The organism is Planctomycetia bacterium (assembly GCA_034440135.1).
Lineage (GTDB): Bacteria > Planctomycetota > Planctomycetia > Pirellulales > JALHLM01 > JALHLM01.
This window is the reverse complement of record JAWXBP010000067.1, coordinates 1-17,376: the sequence shown is the minus strand read 5'-3', so window position 1 is coordinate 17,376 and position 17,376 is coordinate 1. Positions and strand designations below refer to the sequence as shown.

Below are 17,376 nucleotides of genomic sequence, written 5' to 3'. Positions count from 1 at the left end.
TCTCACGCAAATCACCGCCCAAGAACAACAAAACTCTTTCCGCAGATCAACCCAAACTCGCTTTCGCCATAGATTCACAGCCTAGGAGCGAAAGGGGACTGTCCTAAGCGACAACGTCGTGCGTCAGTGGCGCTACCGGCCGCGGATGCCGTGGTATTCGAGCGGCATCTCGTAGTCCTTGCGGAGTGGGTGGCCGACCCAGTCTTCGGGGCAGAGGATGCGGCGGAGATTCGGGTGGCCCGTGAAGAAGACGCCGCTCAGGTCGTAAACTTCGCGTTCGTGCCAATCGGCGGTGTTCCAGACGGAGGCGACCGAGTCGATTTCGGGCAGTTCACCCGGTGTGTCATTCTTCCAGCGCGGCAAGTTCACTTTGACAACGAGGCTGCGGCGATTCGGTACGCTCGACAGGTGGTAAACCAGTTCGAGATGCGGCTGCCAAGTGACTTTGGCCGACTTTTTGGCGTCCGGCTCGCAGTAGTCGACAACGGTAATGCAATTGAGGAAGTTGAAGTTGAGATCTTTCTCATCGCGCAGGTAGGTGCAAACCGGCACGATGCCCGCGGGCGCGACTTCGATCCAGGGATCGAGCGCTTCCAACTGCGAGCCGACGATCAGGCCGCCAAACTTCTTCTGCAACCGCTCAACAAACGCTTGACCGGACATGAAGCAATACCGCTCGGGTGAATAGGAGTGACACGACGATGACCCGTCACGCTAAGCGGCGAGGACCGGCCCTTCGTCCAACTCTGCCAAGCGAGGGCGTCCGGTTCCGGTGGCCCGCTCCTTGCTGACGGCACGAACCCAGTCGAGGTCGCCACGACGCCAGACATAAGCGAAGCCCACCAGCAGCACCGCGAAGAAGACGAGGATATCGCCCAGCGACATCCAGGACAGCCAGTAACCGGTGTTGCGGGCGACTTGCTCCGTCACGTCGCCTTGCACGGCGACAGGCACGCCCAGTTCCGTCAGCGTTTGCGACACCGCGGCGGGGGAAGGATCGCCGTTGAGGAGCTGCGTCGATTTCCCGAAAACCACCGCCCAGGGAAAGAAGAACGCGACTTCGACGTCGAAGATGATGAACAACAGCGCGACGACGTAGAACCGCAGGTCGAATTGCACGAACGCGGAACCGATCGTCGGTTCGCCGCACTCGTAGACTTCCTGCTTCTCCGGCGAGGGATTATCCGGCCGCAGGAACTTGCCGACCAGCATATTGGCAAACAGGAACACTCCGCCGACGGCCACGAACAAGGCCAGATAGGCGACGATCGATGTGGGAGACATGCGTGCTTCCAACCTGAGTCCCAGGGCGACCTTGCGATATGGACGGCCCCGAATCCGTAAGCCCAGATTCTAATGGGAGTGGGGGACATTTCAAGCGGTGCGTCTGACGATAGAATGCCCTGATGGCGTATGAACTGGAAAACTCGCACGATTCCGCTTCCGAACGGGCCCTCACGGTTTCCCAGTTCACTGGCATGGTGAAGGACCTCCTGGAAGGCGCTTTTCCGGCCGTCTGGGTCGTGGGGGAGATCTCCAATTTTTCCCGGCCCTCCTCCGGACATTGCTACTTCACGCTCAAGGACGACGGGGCGCAAATGCGGGCCGTGATCTGGCGTAACGCGGCCCAGCGGTTGCGATTCGATCTTCACGACGGCCTGGAAGTGATCTGCCACGGGGCCGTCGACCTCTACGCCCCGCGCGGTAGCTATCAACTGGTCATCGATCAACTGCAGCCCAAGGGAATCGGCGCGCTCGAATTGGCGCTACGCAAGTTGCGCGAGAAGTTATCGGCGGAAGGCTTGTTCGATCCGGCGCGCAAACGCCCGTTGCCACGGTTTCCTCGGCGGATCGGCCTAATCACGAGTCCGACCGGCGCGGCGGTGCGCGATTTTCTGCAGGTGCTCAAGCGCCGCTGGCTGGGCGCGGACGTGCTCCTCGCGCCGGTCCGCGTGCAAGGCGACGGCGCCGGCAAGGAAGTGGCCGCGGCGATTCGCCAGCTCAATGCGATACAATCCGACATCGACGTATTGGTCGTCGCCCGCGGCGGCGGCAGTTTGGAAGACCTCTGGGCGTTCAACGAAGAAATCGTCGTGCGAGCGATTCACGCCTCGCGGATTCCGGTCGTCTCCGCGATCGGGCATGAAATCGACGTCACGCTCGCGGATCTCGTTGCCGACGTTCGCGCGCTCACGCCTAGCGAAGCGGCCGAGCGCGTCGTGCCCAGCGCCGATGAATTGCGACAAACCCTGGGGCAGCACGCTCAACGGCTGCTCACGCAACTCCGTTCGCGGGCCACGAGCGCAAGGCTGCGGCTGGAGTCGCTCGCGGCGCGCCGGATTTTCCGCCGACCGTTCGCGACGTTGCAACAATCGGAACAACGCCTGGATGAACTGGACGCCCGCGCCGCGCGGGCGACTCGGCAAAAGCTCGCGGATGGTCGCCGGCAAATCTCCTCCACGGCGGCCAGGCTGGAATCCTTAAGTCCGCTCGGCGTCCTGGGGCGCGGTTACAGCCTCACCTTCCGCGAAGCCAACGGCCATTTGATTCGCGATGCTGGTGAACTGCAGCCGGGCGATCGCATTCGCACCCGGTTAGGGCAAGGTGAGGCGGTGTCCCGCGTGGAGAACCTTCTATAGCCGAGGTCTGTGACCTCGGCAGCACCGTCCACAACTGCGCCAATTTGTCGACTCGCGCCAACTCCCCGAGGTCACAGACCTCGGCCACAGAAGACGCTGTACGTCAGCGACAATAGCCAGACTCGGTACCCAAGCACCGCCAGGCCAACCACCACGCTCGTCGCGGAGGCCATCAACACGGCCCCGGCGGCGATATCGAGGGCGTCGCGGATGTCCGCGTTTTCGTCGGACGTAATCGCACTGGCGAGGCGCTCTATCGCTCGATTGAAGACTTCTGCGGTGAGCACGCCGCCGATTGCGATGAACAAGACGCACCATTCCACGAGCGTGCAGCCGAGCAGACCCGCCGCAACAATCACGGCGATGGCCGCCGTGAAATGGACAATAAAGCTGCGCTCCCCGCGCACGCCGACGGCCAAGCCGCGGAAGGCATAGCCAAATTTGCGGCGCCAGGTGAACGGCGGTTTTTGGAACGGGGACGGCATCAAAGGTTTGCTCGTTGTCCATCCGGCGAAGGGACCGGCGTATGGTAACATATCTCCATGAACGCCCCGACGCTGGAGGTGCTGTATGAGGACAATCACCTGCTGGCGGTGAATAAACCGGCTGGCCTGGCGACGATGGGCGCGGCGGCGGGCGAGCCCAGTCTGTTCGAGCTGGCCAAGCAATACATTAAGCGCAGATACCAAAAGCCGGGCGAGGTCTATCTCGGCGTCGTCAGCCGGCTTGATGCACTCGTGACCGGCGTCACGTTGTTCGCCCGAACTTCGAAGGCGGCGGCGCGGCTCAGCGAGCAATTCCGCACGCGCGACGTCGAAAAAACGTACTGGGCGATCGTCGAAGGGTCTAGCGTGCCGCCTTCTGGTGAATGCTTGGATTGGGTGCTTAAGGACGAAGCCGCGCATTGCATGAAGGTCGTGCCACAGCACATCGGCGGCGCGCTCGAAGCACGGCTGAGCTTTCGCCGCCTGCAAGTCCTCGGGGCGGGCACACTCCTGGAGATCATGCTCGAAACCGGCCGCAAGCACCAAATCCGCGTGCAATTAGCTGAGCGTGGCTGGCCGGTCCTCGGCGATCGCAAGTACGACTCGCATCGCACGTTCGGCTCTGGCATCGCCCTACACGCCCGCAAGCTGGTGATTGAACATCCAACGCGCCGCGAACCAGTCGAGATCGTCGCGCCGCTGCCGGCCAGTTGGGAACGGCTAGGTATTCCGCTCTCTGAAACCACACTTCCGTAGGGCGGGCCGCGCGAGTGAAAAATCGTGGTCAATTCGACCGCGACGCAAGCGCGCTCGCGAATTGCCAATTAGACGTAAGGCCCGCCATCGCGCAACCGGCGGGTCTCGCTCGGGCTTGCGTCGGCGTTGATTCATTATAGCGCAGCTACGGGAGACAAACTCCGCCGAGATTTGTACGGCGGCCCGCCCTACGCGAATTATGGATTCAGCGCCGCGAGGAGTTCGCTTACATAGCCGCCAATCTCGCGCAGTACGTCCGCACGTGGGCGTGTCGCCGCTTCGGCGGCGCGGCGGACGATGGCAGAGCCCACGATCAGGCCGTCAGCGACTGGGGCCAGGAGTTTCACGTGCGCTGGCGTGCTGATGCCGAAACCAATACAGACCGGCAAAGGCGTTTGCCCGCGCAGCCAGGCGACGTTTTCCAGTAGCTCCGGCGGCAATTGCGTGCGCTCGCCGGTGATGCCGGTGACGGAGACGTAGTAGATGAAGCCGGTCGAGGTTTCGGCGATCCGCAACGCGCGCTCGCGCGGCGTCGTCGGCGTCACGAGTTGCACGAGGCTGAAATCGTGCTTCCGGCAAATCGTCGACAGTTCCGCGGCTTCATCGACGAGCAAGTCCGGCACAATCGCACCGGCCGACCCGGCCGCTTTCGCCGCGACGACGTATTTCTCCAGACCGTGGCGGTAGATGATCGCATAGCTGACCATCGTCACGACCGGCGCCGTGATGCGCGGCGCTACTCCGGAGAGCATCTCCAGGATTTGCGGGAGCTTCACGCGACCGGCCAACGCGCGGGTATACGAAGCCTGAATCACCGGGCCGTCGGCGATGGGGTCGCTATACGGAATCCCCAACTCGCAAAGATGACTCCCGCGCCGCGCCAACTCGTCGAGCAGTTCGGAAGTAAAGGACAAATCCGGATCGCCAGCCGTCACAAACGGCATGAACGCCTTTTGCTTCGCGCCGCGTAACTTGGCAAACAACTGGTCGATCTGAGACATGATGGGCTGATGAAGAAATCGATTGTCTTGTACACAGAGGCGCGAATGTCGAATTTCTAAATCTGAATGACGAATCAAATTCAAATGTCTGAATGACGAACGATTCAGTTTACTTCTAACTCGTTCGTCATTGACGCATTCGGATTTGATTCGTCATTCAGATTTAGGAATTCGTCATTCCAATTCTCACCCCATCTCCACACCGCGGAGCCGGGCAATCTCGAACGCGTCTTTGTCGCCGCGGCCGGAGAGGCAGACCACGACCACGTCATCCTTGTTGCGTTGCCGGGCGACTTCCATGCCCTTCGCTAAAGCATGCGAGCTTTCCAGTGCCGGCAGAATGCCTTCGTTCCGGGCCAGCAGGTTGAACGCTTCGAGCGCCTCGTCATCGCGACAATAGGTGTAGCGGACGCGGCCGCTGTCTTTCCAGTAGCTGTGCTCCGGACCGACACCGGGATAGTCCAAGCCCGCGGAGACGGAATGCACGTCGCAGGTCTGGCCGTCGTCGTCTTGCATCACATAGCTGAAACTGCCATGCAACACGCCCGGCTGACCGAACGACAACGGCGAGGCATGGTCGCCCGGTTGCGAGGAGCGTCCGCCGGCTTCCACGCCGAGCAACTCCACGTCGGGCAAATCCACAAACGGATAGAACATCCCCGCCGCGTTGCTGCCGCCACCGACCGACGCCACGGCGATCGACGGCAGGCGTCCAAGTTGCTCGCGGCACTGGGCGATCGTCTCGCGCCCGATCACGGATTGGAAATCGCGCACGATCCGCGGGAACGGATGCGGTCCGACGACGGATCCGATGATGTAATGCGTCGATTCGACGCTCGACATCCAATCCCGCATCGCCTCGTTGATGGCGTCGCGCAAGGTGCGTGAACCGCTCGTGACTGGTCGCACTTCCGCGCCGAGCAATCGCATGCTGAACACGTTCGGCTTCTGGCGGCGAATATCCTCTTCGCCCATGTAGACAACGCAATCCAGACCGAAATGAGCGCAGGCCGTCGCGGTGGCCACGCCATGCTGCCCGGCGCCGGTCTCGGCGATCACCCGTTTCTTGCCCATCCGCAACGTGAGCAGCGTCTGGCCGACGGTGTTGTTGATTTTGTGCGCGCCGGTGTGATTCAAATCCTCGCGCTTGAGGAAAATCTGGGCGCCGCCGCAATGGGCGCTCAACCGCTTGGCGTGATAGAGCGGCGAGGGACGCCCGACAAAGTTTTTGAGCAGGTCGCTGAGTTCGGCTTGAAACGCCGGATCGGCCTGAGCGCGTTCGTACTCGACGGTCAATTCGTCCAGCGCGCGAGTCAGCGTCTCGGGCACATAGCGCCCGCCAAAAGGACCGAAACGGCCGCGGGCATCAGGAACAAGCGTGGTGGCGTTCGTCATATTCTCAATGAAGTTTTGTTGATGCAAAGGGGAATGCAACCAGCTTTGTAGGTCAGGCAAACTTTGTCACAAACGATCGTGCAAATCGGTGGATTCAGACATCAGGCCCCGTGACGCGTGTCCGCGTGATTGCCTGATACTCCTAGATCGCAGCCATGCGTCAGGCAATCCCTTTAAGTAGCAACGATTCTTCGATCACCTGGATGGTTTGATGTGGTGCGATCGCTTCGGGCGCCTTTTGGCTGACCTACTCGTCCATGCTTGAAAGCCGAGCGAACAAAACTTTGGGGGCGAAGATGCCTCCTGCAAATCAAGGCGTCAGCTTCTTCCTAACCGTCTCCGCCTGCTCCAATTCCTTGTCCCGCTCGAACGCCGCGACGGCCTTGGTCCAGGCTTCTTTCGCCTGATCCGCGTGTCCCAGCGCTTGATGGACATCGCCGAGGTGGTCGAGGATCACGCCGTCGGCGTCTTTTTCCTTCGCCGAAAGGTCGATTTCCACGAGAGCTTCCTCATTTCGGCCGAGCCGATGCAAAACCCAGCCGAGGCTGTCCCGGTAGGCCGCGTTCTCCGGGGCTTTGGAGACGGCGTGTTGCAGCATGGCCAGCGATTGCGGCAACCGCTTTCCTTGATCGGCCCAGAGGTATCCCAGGTCGTTCGAGGCCCCCACGTCGTCCGGGAACTCGTCGAGCACCTGCTCTAAGGATTCCTCGGCAGCCGGAAAATCTTTTTGGATTACATGCACGTTCGAAATGGCAAGCCGGGCGTCGCGGACGATATCGCGAATGGACGATGAACCATGTTCGTCGTCGGCGGACTCAATCAGCGCCGAGTACTTGGCGAGCGCTTCGTCGTACCTTTTCGCGTGGTACAGAATCCACGGCTCGCGCACCGCCAGGCGCGGATCGAGTTCGGCAGATTTCGCGGCTTCCCGCGCCGCTTCGAGCGCCTTCTCCGTCTCGCCGCTCATCTCCAAGGCGCCTGAGAGGTAATAGTGGAACGCCGGGTTGCCGTCCGGCAACAGGCGATCGTCGATGCCACGTTGCAGCACTTTCACGGCACCGGCATAGTCCTCGGCCATCATCAGTCCGAGGCCCCAGGTGAGCGCCACTTCGCCTTGACGTTCCGCCGCCAGCGCGATGGCCTGCTCGAAAAACTCTTGCGCGATCTCCATCCGCTTGGCTTCCAAACCCAACGTGGCGACGGCGTAAGCACCGCCGAAATCGAGCGGTTGATCGACGGAATTCACCCGCGCGCGGGCCGCGAGAATTAGTCCGTCCATCGTTTCTGGCGCGGCCGCCAAATCCGCGACCCGCTTGCTCAGCATTTCTAGCCCTGGCTCGCTGGCAGACACCTTGGCGAGCACATTCAGTAGCTTTTCGGTCCGCTTTGTCTCGCGATAAACCTCAATCAAGCCGGCGGCCGGTCCATAGAAGTCTTTGCCGGCGAACAACTCGCTCAGCAGTTTCTCGGCCGGTTCCCAGGATTGCGCGGCCAGATACTGCTCGGCCAGATATTCGCTCAGCGCTTCGTCGGTTGGGTTAGCCGCGTGTAGACCTTCAAGTTTGGAAATTTGTTCCGCGGCGCGTTCCTGCCGCTTGTAGACTTCGTTCAGCAGTCGGTACGGCGCCGCATGACGCGTAGACACTTTCGCGGCGAAGTACTGGTCGAGTTGCCGCAGCGCCTCTTCGTCGTTTTTCTCTTGGAAGGCGATCTGCGCCGCGCGGAACGCGCGCGACGGTTCGTCCTCATTCGCGGCGTAAGCCCGTTCGAAGGCTGTCCGGGCGCGTTCGAATTGTCCGGCGGCGAGGTAAATCTCGCCGAACATTTCCTCCGATCGATCCGGTTCGCCGAGGATTGCTTCGACGGTTTCGTCGTCAAGCTGATGTTCCTTCCGCGCCGCTAACGCGTCTTCCACCCGCACCAGGGCCGCCGCCGCTTTGGCATTGTCGCCGGCGCGATGATAGACCCGCACCAAGCGGGCGAGATGCAGATACTGCTCGCCGGGGTTTTCCGCCTTGGCGGAGACTTCGACGGCCTTCTCCAACAGCCGAATGGCCGACGTATCGTCGCCCCCTTGCACGGCGAGGTATTCGCCGAGCTGCCGCAAAAGTTGCAAGTCCGGCTCGCCCCGCTCGGCCAGCTTCACGGTGTACCGGAACGCGCTGTCGGTTTGCTGCAACTGAAACGCCAGTGGCACGATTTGCTTCAATGCGGCGACGGACTCAGGATCGCGCCGATAAGCGCGCTGATAGAGCCGCAATGCCTGGCGCTCGTCCCCCTGATCCTCCGCCGTCCGAGCCGCGGCAAAGAGGGCCATGGCGTCGATGCGATCCAGTTCCTCTTCGGTCCGCGGCGCGCGCGGCACCAAGGGCTCCAACGGGTCGTCGATCTCCGAATTGCCCGGGACCAGGATGCGTTCGGCCAACTGCACCGGTACGGCCGGTTCATCGGCCAGGCAGATCGCCGCGCTCGTGAGTCCGAACGCCACCGCAGCGACCCATGAATACTTTGCCACCATCGCACCCCCTCCGGCGAACGACCTGTCCGCAACCGCATAACCCGCAAAGTTTGACAGGTTGCATTGTAGCCCGGGGGGAGGCGACCGGCTATTGCGTTCGCGAGACGCAACGGCAGCGCCGCGGGATCATTTCAGTTCCGTTCCGGTGGAGCGTTCCGCCAGTTCCGTGAATTTTTCGGCGGCCTTGTCGTCACCGAGGAAGCGGTGCATCGTGGCGAGATTGTTATAAGGGACCTGCAACGCCGTGGCTTCGAGCACGCCTTCGTCGACGGCTTTTTCCATGAGCTTCGCGCCGGCGGTGGTCAGGGCCATCGCCTTCTCTTGCTGTTCGACGGACCAGAACGAGACCGCCATGCTGACCATCGTTTCGCCTTGGCGGCCGACGTCGGCCTGAAGCGAGGCCGGCAAGGCCTGCTCGATCAGCGGTTGCGCCTTCTCGAACCAAACGACGGCCTGTTCGTGTTGCTCGTTCTGCGCGACATACAACGTGCCCAGCCGGAAATAAAGGCGTCCCATTAAATACGCGTCGCTCGACAGCGCCTGCCGTTCTTCCCGGACGTGTTCCAACGCGGACGACGCCAGCGTGCCGACTTCCAGCGCCTGCTTGAACGCTTCCAATTGATGGTACGCCTGCATCGCATCGTACAGCGCCAGTCCGACCTGCCATTCCAGCTGCCGGCGACGAATCGGATCGTTCGTGGCTTCGAGTTGCTTGCCGCCCGCGGTTTGCAGCGCCTTCACCCAGGGCGTGGGATCGATGGCGCCCTTCAAACCGACACTCGCGGCCAAGGCCTTCGAGGCCACGCGCAAGCGATATTCCTCGCCAGCTTCATCTTCGGTGGCCAGTTGATCGGCCAGCGTCGCAGCGCGATCGAGCCACTTCGGCGCCGTCTTTTCCTTCTGACGCCAGAAGCCCCAGGAAATTGCCACGGCTAATTCCAAGTGCGCGTCGACCGCCACGATGCGTGCGGCACGGCGCGTGCGCGGCAATTCACTTTTCAACAGCGGTTCCGTCAACTTGATCGCTTCTAGCGAATAGTCGGCCGCCCGGCGATAGTCCCGATCTGGACCTTCGGCCACGGCTCGCGCCAGTTCCACGAGGGCCGGCGCAACGATTTCCGGTTTGCCCTCGGCAGCGGAAATCAGCTTGCGCGATTCGTTGATCGCCTCGGCAAAATCTCCTTGGTTACGCAGAATTTCCACGCGCGTTAAGCGATGTAGCGGGCTCTTCACGTCGAGCGCGACGGCTTCATCGATGGCTTTGCGAGCGTCATCCCAGCGCATCATCGCCAACAGAGCCTGCGCACGCAGCGCGTGCGCCCGGGCATTCGTGGCATCGAACTGGACGGCGTAATCGAGGTCCTTCAGCGCCGCCGTGTAATCGCGCTGCATGCGCACTTCGGCGCGAAGCAGAAACGGCAGGGCGTCGACCGGTTCCAGCACGATCTGTGCGACTTGCTTTTCCTTGGCATGTTCGGGATCGAAGCCGAACATTACGCCCCGTTCCGGATAGGCCTGGCCGAGCCAGTTTCCCTTGGCGTCGGGAACAATCACCGCCTGCACCTTTTCAAGCCCTAACTGTTCCGCCAGTTGCGGCGCGGAGAATGATTGATCCATGAAGATCACCACCGCCGCGACCGTCTTGTCGGCATAGCTGACGTCGATCTCCTTGAAAGGTTCCAGGGAGTAAATTTGATGGACCGTGCCACGATCCTCGAACGTTTGGAGCGGCTCGCCCCAGTTCGAACGCACCTCGTCAATCGTCGTCACGCCGGGGCGGACGCCGTTAAAGCTCGCGGTTTCGACTTCCTTTTCCACCGCCGGGTTCGCGTCCGCGGGGTGCGCGACGAGCGGTTCCGGTGCGGGGGTCTTCTCGGCAACAGGGGATTTCTTTACCCGCGCTGGTGTTACTTCTTCCTCGGACTCTGCCGCAGCGGCTGCTTCGGCTGCCGCCTCCTCGGCTTCACCTTCCATCGCGTCTTCTTCGTCGTTCTCCTCGTCCTCGTCGACGGGCGCTTCGAAATTTACGGGGTCGATCTCGCCGATCTCGGCCACGCCTGCTTCCGTCGGCTCTTCATCGCCGGCGGCGTCTAATGCATCCTTCTCGGCCACTGCCGGAATCGCCTCATCGTCCGGCGCAGCAACTGGCGGCCCGCCGAATAGCGGTTCGACCGGGGGCGCAGGTTCAGATTCCGACGCCGGCGGCGCGGGATCAGCGGCGCGGCAAGGCGTGAGCGCCAAAGAGATCGCCAGAGTGAATGACAGCCAGGACCACGGCGCTAAGCGACACATTGCGTCGTCCTCCATGAGTGACGCAGACGAATCCGACGGGGAATATTGCGGCGGGAGTATAGAGAATTCAGGACAACCGCGTCGAGGTCATATTGATTTCCGCCGAATGGCGCGTCGTGTTACCGGATTATTCCACGAGCAGGAAACAAAACACCCCCGGTTTCCGCTTGTTTGGGATGGGGCGACAGTCTCATTCTTGTAACTGGATTGCGCCTTTGCTCCAATGCGCAAAGCGTTGGCAGACACGGATATGATGGCGTTCGGGTGATCCAAATATGGCCGGTAAGAATCCCTCCTGGCGTTCCCCAGACGACTCGGGCCGCGAGCCCCCCGCGCGGAAACGCGCTTCCTGGCGGGAGATGACACAGTCGGTCCTCGGCATGGGGGGCGGGGGTCAGCGCTGGCGCGCCGAACCGCGTCCCAAGGCCACGGGCCGCCATGCCCGGCAGGCCCGCATCAGGTTGTTCAAGAAGCTGGCGGCGACGTTCGCCGCCCTGGCGGTCATCGGCGTCGGCCTCGCGCTTGAATTCAGGGTTTGGGGAACTACGCCGGTCATTACCTATTACGCCGTCGACTATGAAGCGCCGCTTCCTCCCAACGCCTGGGCCTACGAGGACTGCGAAGCCCTGCAGGAAGCGGGAGCACGCTCGTTCTTGAATCCGCTGGCGATGACCTCACCGCCAACGGCCGCGCTGAATACCAAGCCGGAGGCGATTCACGACGCCTGGCTGGCGTCGCTCCGCGAGGCCGTGGCTGCCGCTGCGAAGCGCGACTCGCACGATCTCGTCGTCATTTACCTCAGCATGCACGGTGTCGTGAACGACGGCGTCGCCGGCAAGCCTCAGCCTTGCCTGTTGCTTCCCGACGCCACTCGCAAAGGCGCCGCATGGGCCGACACCAAGTACTGGTTGCCGCTGGCGAAGGTGCTCGGCGCCTTGGAGGAAGAGGCGGTCAAACAAGAAACGCACGTTCTGCTGGCGCTCGATGCCAACCGCATCGACGCCGTCTGGGAGTTGGGCATCTTGCAAAACGACTTTGCGAAAGTTGCCCGAGACGAAGTTCAGAGCGGCGAGCGGCCGCATCTTAGCGTGCTGAATTCCACCGGCGTCGGGCAACTCGCCTGGAGCTTCCCTGAACTGGGACGTTCCCTCTTCGGCTACTACTTCGACAACGGATTGCGCGGCGCGGCGGACGCCGATGGCGATAAGCAAGTCGAACTCCAGGAACTGCGCGCCTATGTGGAATCGAACGTCGATCGTCGCGTGCGCGGCCAGTTGGGCGAAGAGGTTCGTCAGACACCGGAGCTTTGGCAATCCAAAGGGAAAGAGGACGACCGCGTTGTCGCCTCGTGCGTACCGAACTATCAGCCTCCGGAGCCCACGGCCCTCGCAGTAGACCGTCGCGACGTTGCGAAGGCCCTGGAAGTTTTTCAAACGGCATTTGCGAATCCCAGCGAGAACGGCTTCCGCCGCGCGCGGCCGCTGGCCTGGGAATCGCGCCGCCGTGATCTGTGGCGCGTAGAGCAACTGCAAGCAGCGGGCCAGGCCTATGCCGGCGCCGTAAAAGACCCCGCATTTGCGAAAATTGAGTCGGCACGAGCGCTGTTAAATCGCGCGAAGGCCTGGAGTTATGGCACCGAGGCGGCAGAAAGCCCGTTGGCCAATCTCGAGTTGAGCTTGTCATGGGCGACGCGATTCTCCCCCAAGGCACTGGCGCTGCTGACGAACGAACAATTCGCCAGCTATTCCAAACAGCTCAGCGACATTGCCGCCGGTCCGACCGCGCCCGTCGCGGCCACGGCGCCGGCAGCTCCCGCCGACGCCGCAGCGTCCGCGCAGGAGAATAGCGGCAGCGCCGCATCAGCGGCAGCGCCCGCCGATCCGGCGTCGGCCAAGGAAGAACGGAAGCTGAAGGAAGAGCCCAGCGTCGCAATCAAAACCGCTGTGGCATGGCGCTGGTTTTGCGATGGCCAGCGGACCAAGGCCGGCGTCGAGCGCGTGCTGGACACGCTACTGCCGACGAAAAGCGCCGGCGGTGACGCGACCCTCGCGGAACTGCAATGGATGCGCCTGTTGCTCCGCGATTTCGACGAGCAACTCTGGGAACGCAATTCGGCGCTCGTGATGTCCCTGGGACAGGTCCGCGACGCCAGCGAGCAGGCCGCGACGATGCTCGCGCAGCTTGATGCAGACCGGGGGGCTGCACAGCCGCTCAATCTCGGCGCTTTCGGCGTGCTGTCTCAGCGGCTCGAAGCGATTGAACGGCGACGTCGCGATTTCGAAGACCAGGCGTTGATCGGAGCCCCCAACCAAGCCGCCGGGTTACGCGAAACGGCGGACAAACTCGTCAAAGAGTATGCGGCGTTGCGGAATCTAGCCGCCAAGCTCGACAGCGCGCAGAGTTTCTGGGACGAGGCCGTCGCCGAATCGCCGTCGCTGCTTTCGTGGCAGGTCCGCCGCACGCGCTATGGTGCTGCATTGCTTCTCAAAGCCGACGAAACGCGAAAGTTCTTCGGTCAGCTCGAACAATTGGCGAACATGTTCGACAGTCCCGAACAGCTTTTTTCGGGCGCATCATCGGCCCCGGCCGATGGATCCGATTTCGCCGTCGCGCTCAAGAACGTGGAGAGCGCGGTACTAGAACCCCGTCGGACGTATAACGAGTTGAAAGGAGAGTACAAGCGCGAGCTCAGCGAAGTCGACAGAATTGGCGAGCGAATCAACGCCATTGACCTGCGGCGCGCTGAAATCCTCTTGGCTGGTCCCACGCCTGGCTTCGGGAATCGCGGTCAACTTCTCGCGCAGCGCGACCGTTTGGCGAAGTCGCTGTTCCATCGCACCGCGGACGCCAAGCCTGCCCCCAAGGAAAAAGCGATTCACGTCGAACCCTTGCAGGCCCTCGCCGCCTGGGCGCTCACGAGCACCGCCGACAACGGAGCGTCGCCCGTGGCAAGCGGTGGAGCGATTCGGGAACGGCTCGCCAGTTCGCTTTCGCTGACGTCGGAACTTAAGTCCGCCTGGCAAGAGGGCGATTCGATCCGACAATCGACCGCACTTCGCGCGATCGACCAGGAATCTCGGCGCTTGGCGATGTTGACAACTTACTCCTTCGGCGAAGGCGCAGTTCCAGAACCGTCCGCCGAACGCGGCTGGTTACGAGAAATGACGTTCGCCGAATGGCAGGGCCAGCGGCTGCTCGACGATTTCTGGGGCGACGCCGCCGAAAGTCTGGCGAACGCAGGTGATTCCCGGCAAGTCACGCAGCATTATTTTGAACGTGCCTCGAAAGGCCTTGTCGACGCCATGCAAGCGTTCGCGCGTCGTCCGGCGTCGGCGGACGCCAATGTCTCGTCGGAGGCGACCTCGGCGCTGGCGAAATGTTCGACTGATCTTACAAACAGCCTTCAGCAGCGCGTAACCGCCGCGAAAGAAGGCATCACGCCCGTTGTTCCTAAGCTGACGGCAAGACTGATCGACGCCACTTCCAGTTCCGTTCAGTTCCTAGAGCCTGCGACGACGCTTCCGGCAGGCCATGCCGCGGTCTGGATTCCCGGCGTCGACGGGTTAATTCCCGACGGCAACGAAGACGCCCTGCGTCGCAACGGGCGCGACGTCGCGACAGCTAACGGCAAGCCTCTGCCGTTCCGCTTCTCTTGGACGCAATCGGAAACGCCCGTGGCAGGCGACGAAGCGGAAAAGTTGGTCGCCACGATTTTATATCGCGGGCACTACTGGCGGAGTGAAGAGGCGATCCAACCGATCGGCGCGCCGTTGACGGTTTCCTACGAGCGTCCGGCATACAACAAGCCCCGGGTGAGGGTCATCGATCCGGAGGCGAACGACGTTGCGTTCTCCGTTATTTTGGATTGCTCGAACAGCATGGATGACGGTGGAATCGATCGGCTTGAATTAGCCAAGGATGCGATTGAAACCGCGTTGGCGCCGATCGCGAAGTCCGGCCGGAACCATGTTTCACTGTGGCTGTTTGGACACCAGGTATTGGTGCCTCGTCGGTCGAGCGACGAATCGCTTTTTGCGCGGCTGAGCCCCTATAGCGTGGAGCGCAATCTCCCGATTGTGCATCCCAACGACGATATCCAGCGGATTCACGATATGGCGCCACTTACCAAGGATTCGTTCGCCGCGTTGACCAGGAAGTTGGGCGCTCCGGACATCGTGCCGACGGGCAGCACGCCGCTGTTCAAGGCGCTGGCCCGGGCGCTCCAAGAGGACGACGACGCAGTGAAAGAAGCGAATCTTGCTCGGCGTCGCAATCGGCTGTCGCCCCTGCGCCGGCACCTGATCGTGATTACCGACGGCAACAATTTCCTCTACGAGAATGCCGGCGGCAATCGCATTACGTTTGAATCCACCGAGCAAGTGCTGTCCCCAGAGGCGTTTCAGCCCGAGGAATCGCAATTGGAACCTTTGTTTCGCGGCTACGCCAACCCGACGTTGGACGTCGTCGGTTTCCCCCTGCAGAAGGGCGAGACATACAATCGAGAACTCGTACGGTTGGCCGAAGAGCAAACGAACGGCTTGTTCGTGATTGTTAAGGACGCACGTCCGGACGAATTAGTGGCGCACCTCAAACGCGCAATTGGAATGCGGTCTTACCGAGTGTTTGATCTGGCGGGCGGGCGACGAAGCGAAACGACCCTGATCAATGACTCGGCGGAGATCAGTCCGATTCCCCCGGCTGGCGAACGGGTCGTTGCCAAGATCGTCGATGAAAACGTCGATGTTGCAAGCGAGCCGTTCCCGATTCTCCGCAGCGAAGCGATTAATTTGTACCTGCAGCCCTCGGGCGCCGGTCAAGAATTGGTGCATCGGCGCTACGTCGAGTTGGAGGGAGAACCGGAAACGACCACAAGCGCCGGCGTCTTGGTCACCGCCCACCAAACCGATTCCGCGCAAGGCCGAGGGACGCTTGATCAGGTGGTTTTCCGCGCCTCCCTGCAAGATTCCAACGAAACAAGGTATCTTCCTCCTCCGGCCGAAGCCTGGGCTGAATTCGACATGCCGCTGCCCGGCGGCGGCCGACGCACCTATCTGGCGTACGACGTTAACTTCGAGCCAAGGCGGTCGGCGGCGGTCTTACAATGGAACCTGCTGGACTTCCCTTTGGCGCGCATGGTCGAAGTGGCGGAGATGCGCATCTGGTGGCGCACCAAACGGTCGGAAAAACGTGCGTCGCGCGTCATCGCCGACCTGAAGAAGGCCGCCACGTTTCAAAATTTCCCCGGCGTAACGCTCCAAGCGCACGTCGAGGGGACGACATTGGTCGTCCAGGAACAGCATGACGAAACCCAATTACCGCCCGAACGTCTGTCGAACGGCGTGCCCTGGATTGGCATCGACGTCGCGCTGCCGGCGGAAAACGTCAAGTCGATCAAACGGGAGTTCTATCCCGACATCCGTAGCGCGCGTCATACGTTTGACATCGACGGGAGCGCCACAACGTCGATCGAAAGTGCCGAGATCGAGCTGCGCGAACTCGATTTTGAGCGTTCCAACGTCGCGAATCGCGATCTGAATTTCGCCACGTTCCCGAACATCCGGCTGCCGACGCACTCCGGCGCGTCGAACTGAGCCCGTCGGCGCCGGCGCAGATTCGCGCACCGTCAGACTCCAGGTGCCGCGCCTGCCCCGCACTGGTAAAACGCGCCGGCGCGCCGTTGGCCCCGTCAAGTCAGTCATCAACTATGCCGACCGAAACGAAGGGAGCGAACATTCCGTTTTGGAGGTCGAGCCATGCGCCGTCGATTGAGTACTTGGGCCGTCTGCATTGGACTCTGCGCTTTCGCCAATCTGGCGCATGCCGCGGAACCTGATGGCGCCGCCGTGGTCGTTGTCCTGGATTGCTCCTTGCGCATGGCGGAATCCTTGGAACAAGCAGGCGCCGGGACGACCGCCACACGCTTCGCCGCTTCCCGCGCGGCGCTGCTCTCAACGGTCTCCGCCGCCACGGCCCAAGAGGAAATGACGATCGGCGTCGTTTGCTTCGGACACCGATTGGCCTGGGACGAAGGCGAACAGCCGGACCTCGTCGAGCAGTCGGATTATCTTTCCCAGACGGCAGGCTTTCCCGCTATCAGTAGCCTGTTACCGGGCAACGACGTCGAAGTCCTGCGTCGCCCACTCCGTCTCTCCGCCGAAGACGCGCGTTTCGCGACTCCGATTCTTGAATCGTTGCGTGCGTGGAGCGCGGCCACGGTCAATCATCCACTGTGCTGGATGACGCTGATGGTCAGACTCAAGAAGATGAGTGCGACGCGGGGTTGCAATAAC

General features: G+C 61.9%; 11 protein-coding genes. 4 read left to right on the top strand and 7 right to left on the bottom strand.

The window, feature by feature from the left end:
- Nucleotides 1–132: 132 nt before the first annotated feature.
- Together SGJ19_03805 and SGJ19_03800 are read right to left on the bottom strand one after the other, a co-directional pair.
- Nucleotides 133–663 carry an NADH-quinone oxidoreductase subunit C gene (locus tag SGJ19_03805; GenBank protein MDZ4779360.1) on the bottom strand — a complete coding sequence of 177 codons (531 nt, stop codon included), beginning with the start codon at nucleotides 661–663 and terminating at the stop codon, nucleotides 133–135.
- A gap of 51 nt (nucleotides 664–714) precedes the next feature.
- The gene (locus SGJ19_03800) at nucleotides 715–1,284 is read right to left on the bottom strand and encodes an NADH-quinone oxidoreductase subunit A (GenBank protein MDZ4779359.1); all 570 of its coding nucleotides are present in this window, start codon (nucleotides 1,282–1,284) and stop codon (nucleotides 715–717) included.
- A gap of 122 nt (nucleotides 1,285–1,406) precedes the next feature.
- Between SGJ19_03800 and xseA the strand changes: the two genes are divergently transcribed.
- Nucleotides 1,407–2,639, top strand: a complete 1,233-nt coding sequence (xseA, locus tag SGJ19_03795) for an exodeoxyribonuclease VII large subunit (protein ID MDZ4779358.1) — start codon at nucleotides 1,407–1,409, stop codon at nucleotides 2,637–2,639.
- Nucleotides 2,640–2,710: 71 nt separating this feature from the next.
- Here xseA and SGJ19_03790 read toward each other — a convergent pair whose 3' ends face one another.
- Nucleotides 2,711–3,124 carry a diacylglycerol kinase gene (locus tag SGJ19_03790; GenBank protein MDZ4779357.1) on the bottom strand — a complete coding sequence of 138 codons (414 nt, stop codon included), beginning with the start codon at nucleotides 3,122–3,124 and terminating at the stop codon, nucleotides 2,711–2,713.
- Nucleotides 3,125–3,181: 57 nt separating this feature from the next.
- Here SGJ19_03790 and SGJ19_03785 point away from each other — a divergent pair, with 57 nt between their 5' ends.
- Nucleotides 3,182–3,880: an RluA family pseudouridine synthase gene (locus SGJ19_03785; protein MDZ4779356.1), complete on the top strand. Its 699-nt coding sequence runs from the start codon at nucleotides 3,182–3,184 to the stop codon at nucleotides 3,878–3,880.
- Between the two features lie 197 nt (nucleotides 3,881–4,077).
- On the opposite strand, the gene trpA is transcribed toward SGJ19_03785, so the two are convergent.
- The 4 genes from trpA to SGJ19_03765 form a co-directional block, all read right to left on the bottom strand.
- A complete protein-coding gene (trpA, locus tag SGJ19_03780) occupies nucleotides 4,078–4,881 on the bottom strand; it encodes a tryptophan synthase subunit alpha (protein ID MDZ4779355.1) in 804 nt (267 codons plus the stop codon).
- A gap of 186 nt (nucleotides 4,882–5,067) precedes the next feature.
- Nucleotides 5,068–6,276, bottom strand: a complete 1,209-nt coding sequence (gene trpB / locus SGJ19_03775) for a tryptophan synthase subunit beta (GenBank protein ID MDZ4779354.1) — start codon at nucleotides 6,274–6,276, stop codon at nucleotides 5,068–5,070.
- A gap of 310 nt (nucleotides 6,277–6,586) precedes the next feature.
- Complete coding sequence (locus tag SGJ19_03770; protein ID MDZ4779353.1) at nucleotides 6,587–8,794, bottom strand: tetratricopeptide repeat protein; 2,208 nt, start codon at nucleotides 8,792–8,794, stop codon at nucleotides 6,587–6,589.
- A gap of 126 nt (nucleotides 8,795–8,920) precedes the next feature.
- On the bottom strand, nucleotides 8,921–11,086 hold the full coding sequence (locus SGJ19_03765; GenBank protein ID MDZ4779352.1) for a tetratricopeptide repeat protein: 2,166 nt from the start codon (nucleotides 11,084–11,086) through the stop codon (nucleotides 8,921–8,923).
- 359 nt (nucleotides 11,087–11,445) lie between these two features.
- Between SGJ19_03765 and SGJ19_03760 the strand changes: the two genes are divergently transcribed.
- Both SGJ19_03760 and SGJ19_03755 read left to right on the top strand, forming a co-directional pair.
- Complete coding sequence (locus SGJ19_03760) at nucleotides 11,446–16,677, top strand: hypothetical protein (GenBank protein MDZ4779351.1); 5,232 nt, start codon at nucleotides 11,446–11,448, stop codon at nucleotides 16,675–16,677.
- A 162-nt stretch (nucleotides 16,678–16,839) separates the two neighbouring features.
- The coding region (locus tag SGJ19_03755; GenBank protein MDZ4779350.1) for a hypothetical protein at nucleotides 16,840–17,376 on the top strand (537 nt) is incomplete at its 3' end.

Bases quoted from the DNA above. Each gene is read 5' to 3' on its own strand.
- SGJ19_03805 (MDZ4779360.1), bottom strand. From the start codon at position 663: ATGTCCGGTCAAGCGTTTGTTGAGCGGTTGCAGAAGAAGTTTGGCGGC.
- SGJ19_03800 (MDZ4779359.1), bottom strand. From the start codon at position 1,284: ATGTCTCCCACATCGATCGTCGCCTATCTGGCCTTGTTCGTGGCCGTC.
- xseA (MDZ4779358.1), top strand. From the start codon at position 1,407: ATGGCGTATGAACTGGAAAACTCGCACGATTCCGCTTCCGAACGGGCC.
- SGJ19_03790 (MDZ4779357.1), bottom strand. From the start codon at position 3,124: ATGCCGTCCCCGTTCCAAAAACCGCCGTTCACCTGGCGCCGCAAATTT.
- SGJ19_03785 (MDZ4779356.1), top strand. From the start codon at position 3,182: ATGAACGCCCCGACGCTGGAGGTGCTGTATGAGGACAATCACCTGCTG.
- trpA (MDZ4779355.1), bottom strand. From the start codon at position 4,881: ATGTCTCAGATCGACCAGTTGTTTGCCAAGTTACGCGGCGCGAAGCAA.
- trpB (MDZ4779354.1), bottom strand. From the start codon at position 6,276: ATGACGAACGCCACCACGCTTGTTCCTGATGCCCGCGGCCGTTTCGGT.
- SGJ19_03770 (MDZ4779353.1), bottom strand. From the start codon at position 8,794: ATGGTGGCAAAGTATTCATGGGTCGCTGCGGTGGCGTTCGGACTCACG.
- SGJ19_03765 (MDZ4779352.1), bottom strand. From the start codon at position 11,086: ATGTGTCGCTTAGCGCCGTGGTCCTGGCTGTCATTCACTCTGGCGATC.
- SGJ19_03760 (MDZ4779351.1), top strand. From the start codon at position 11,446: ATGACACAGTCGGTCCTCGGCATGGGGGGCGGGGGTCAGCGCTGGCGC.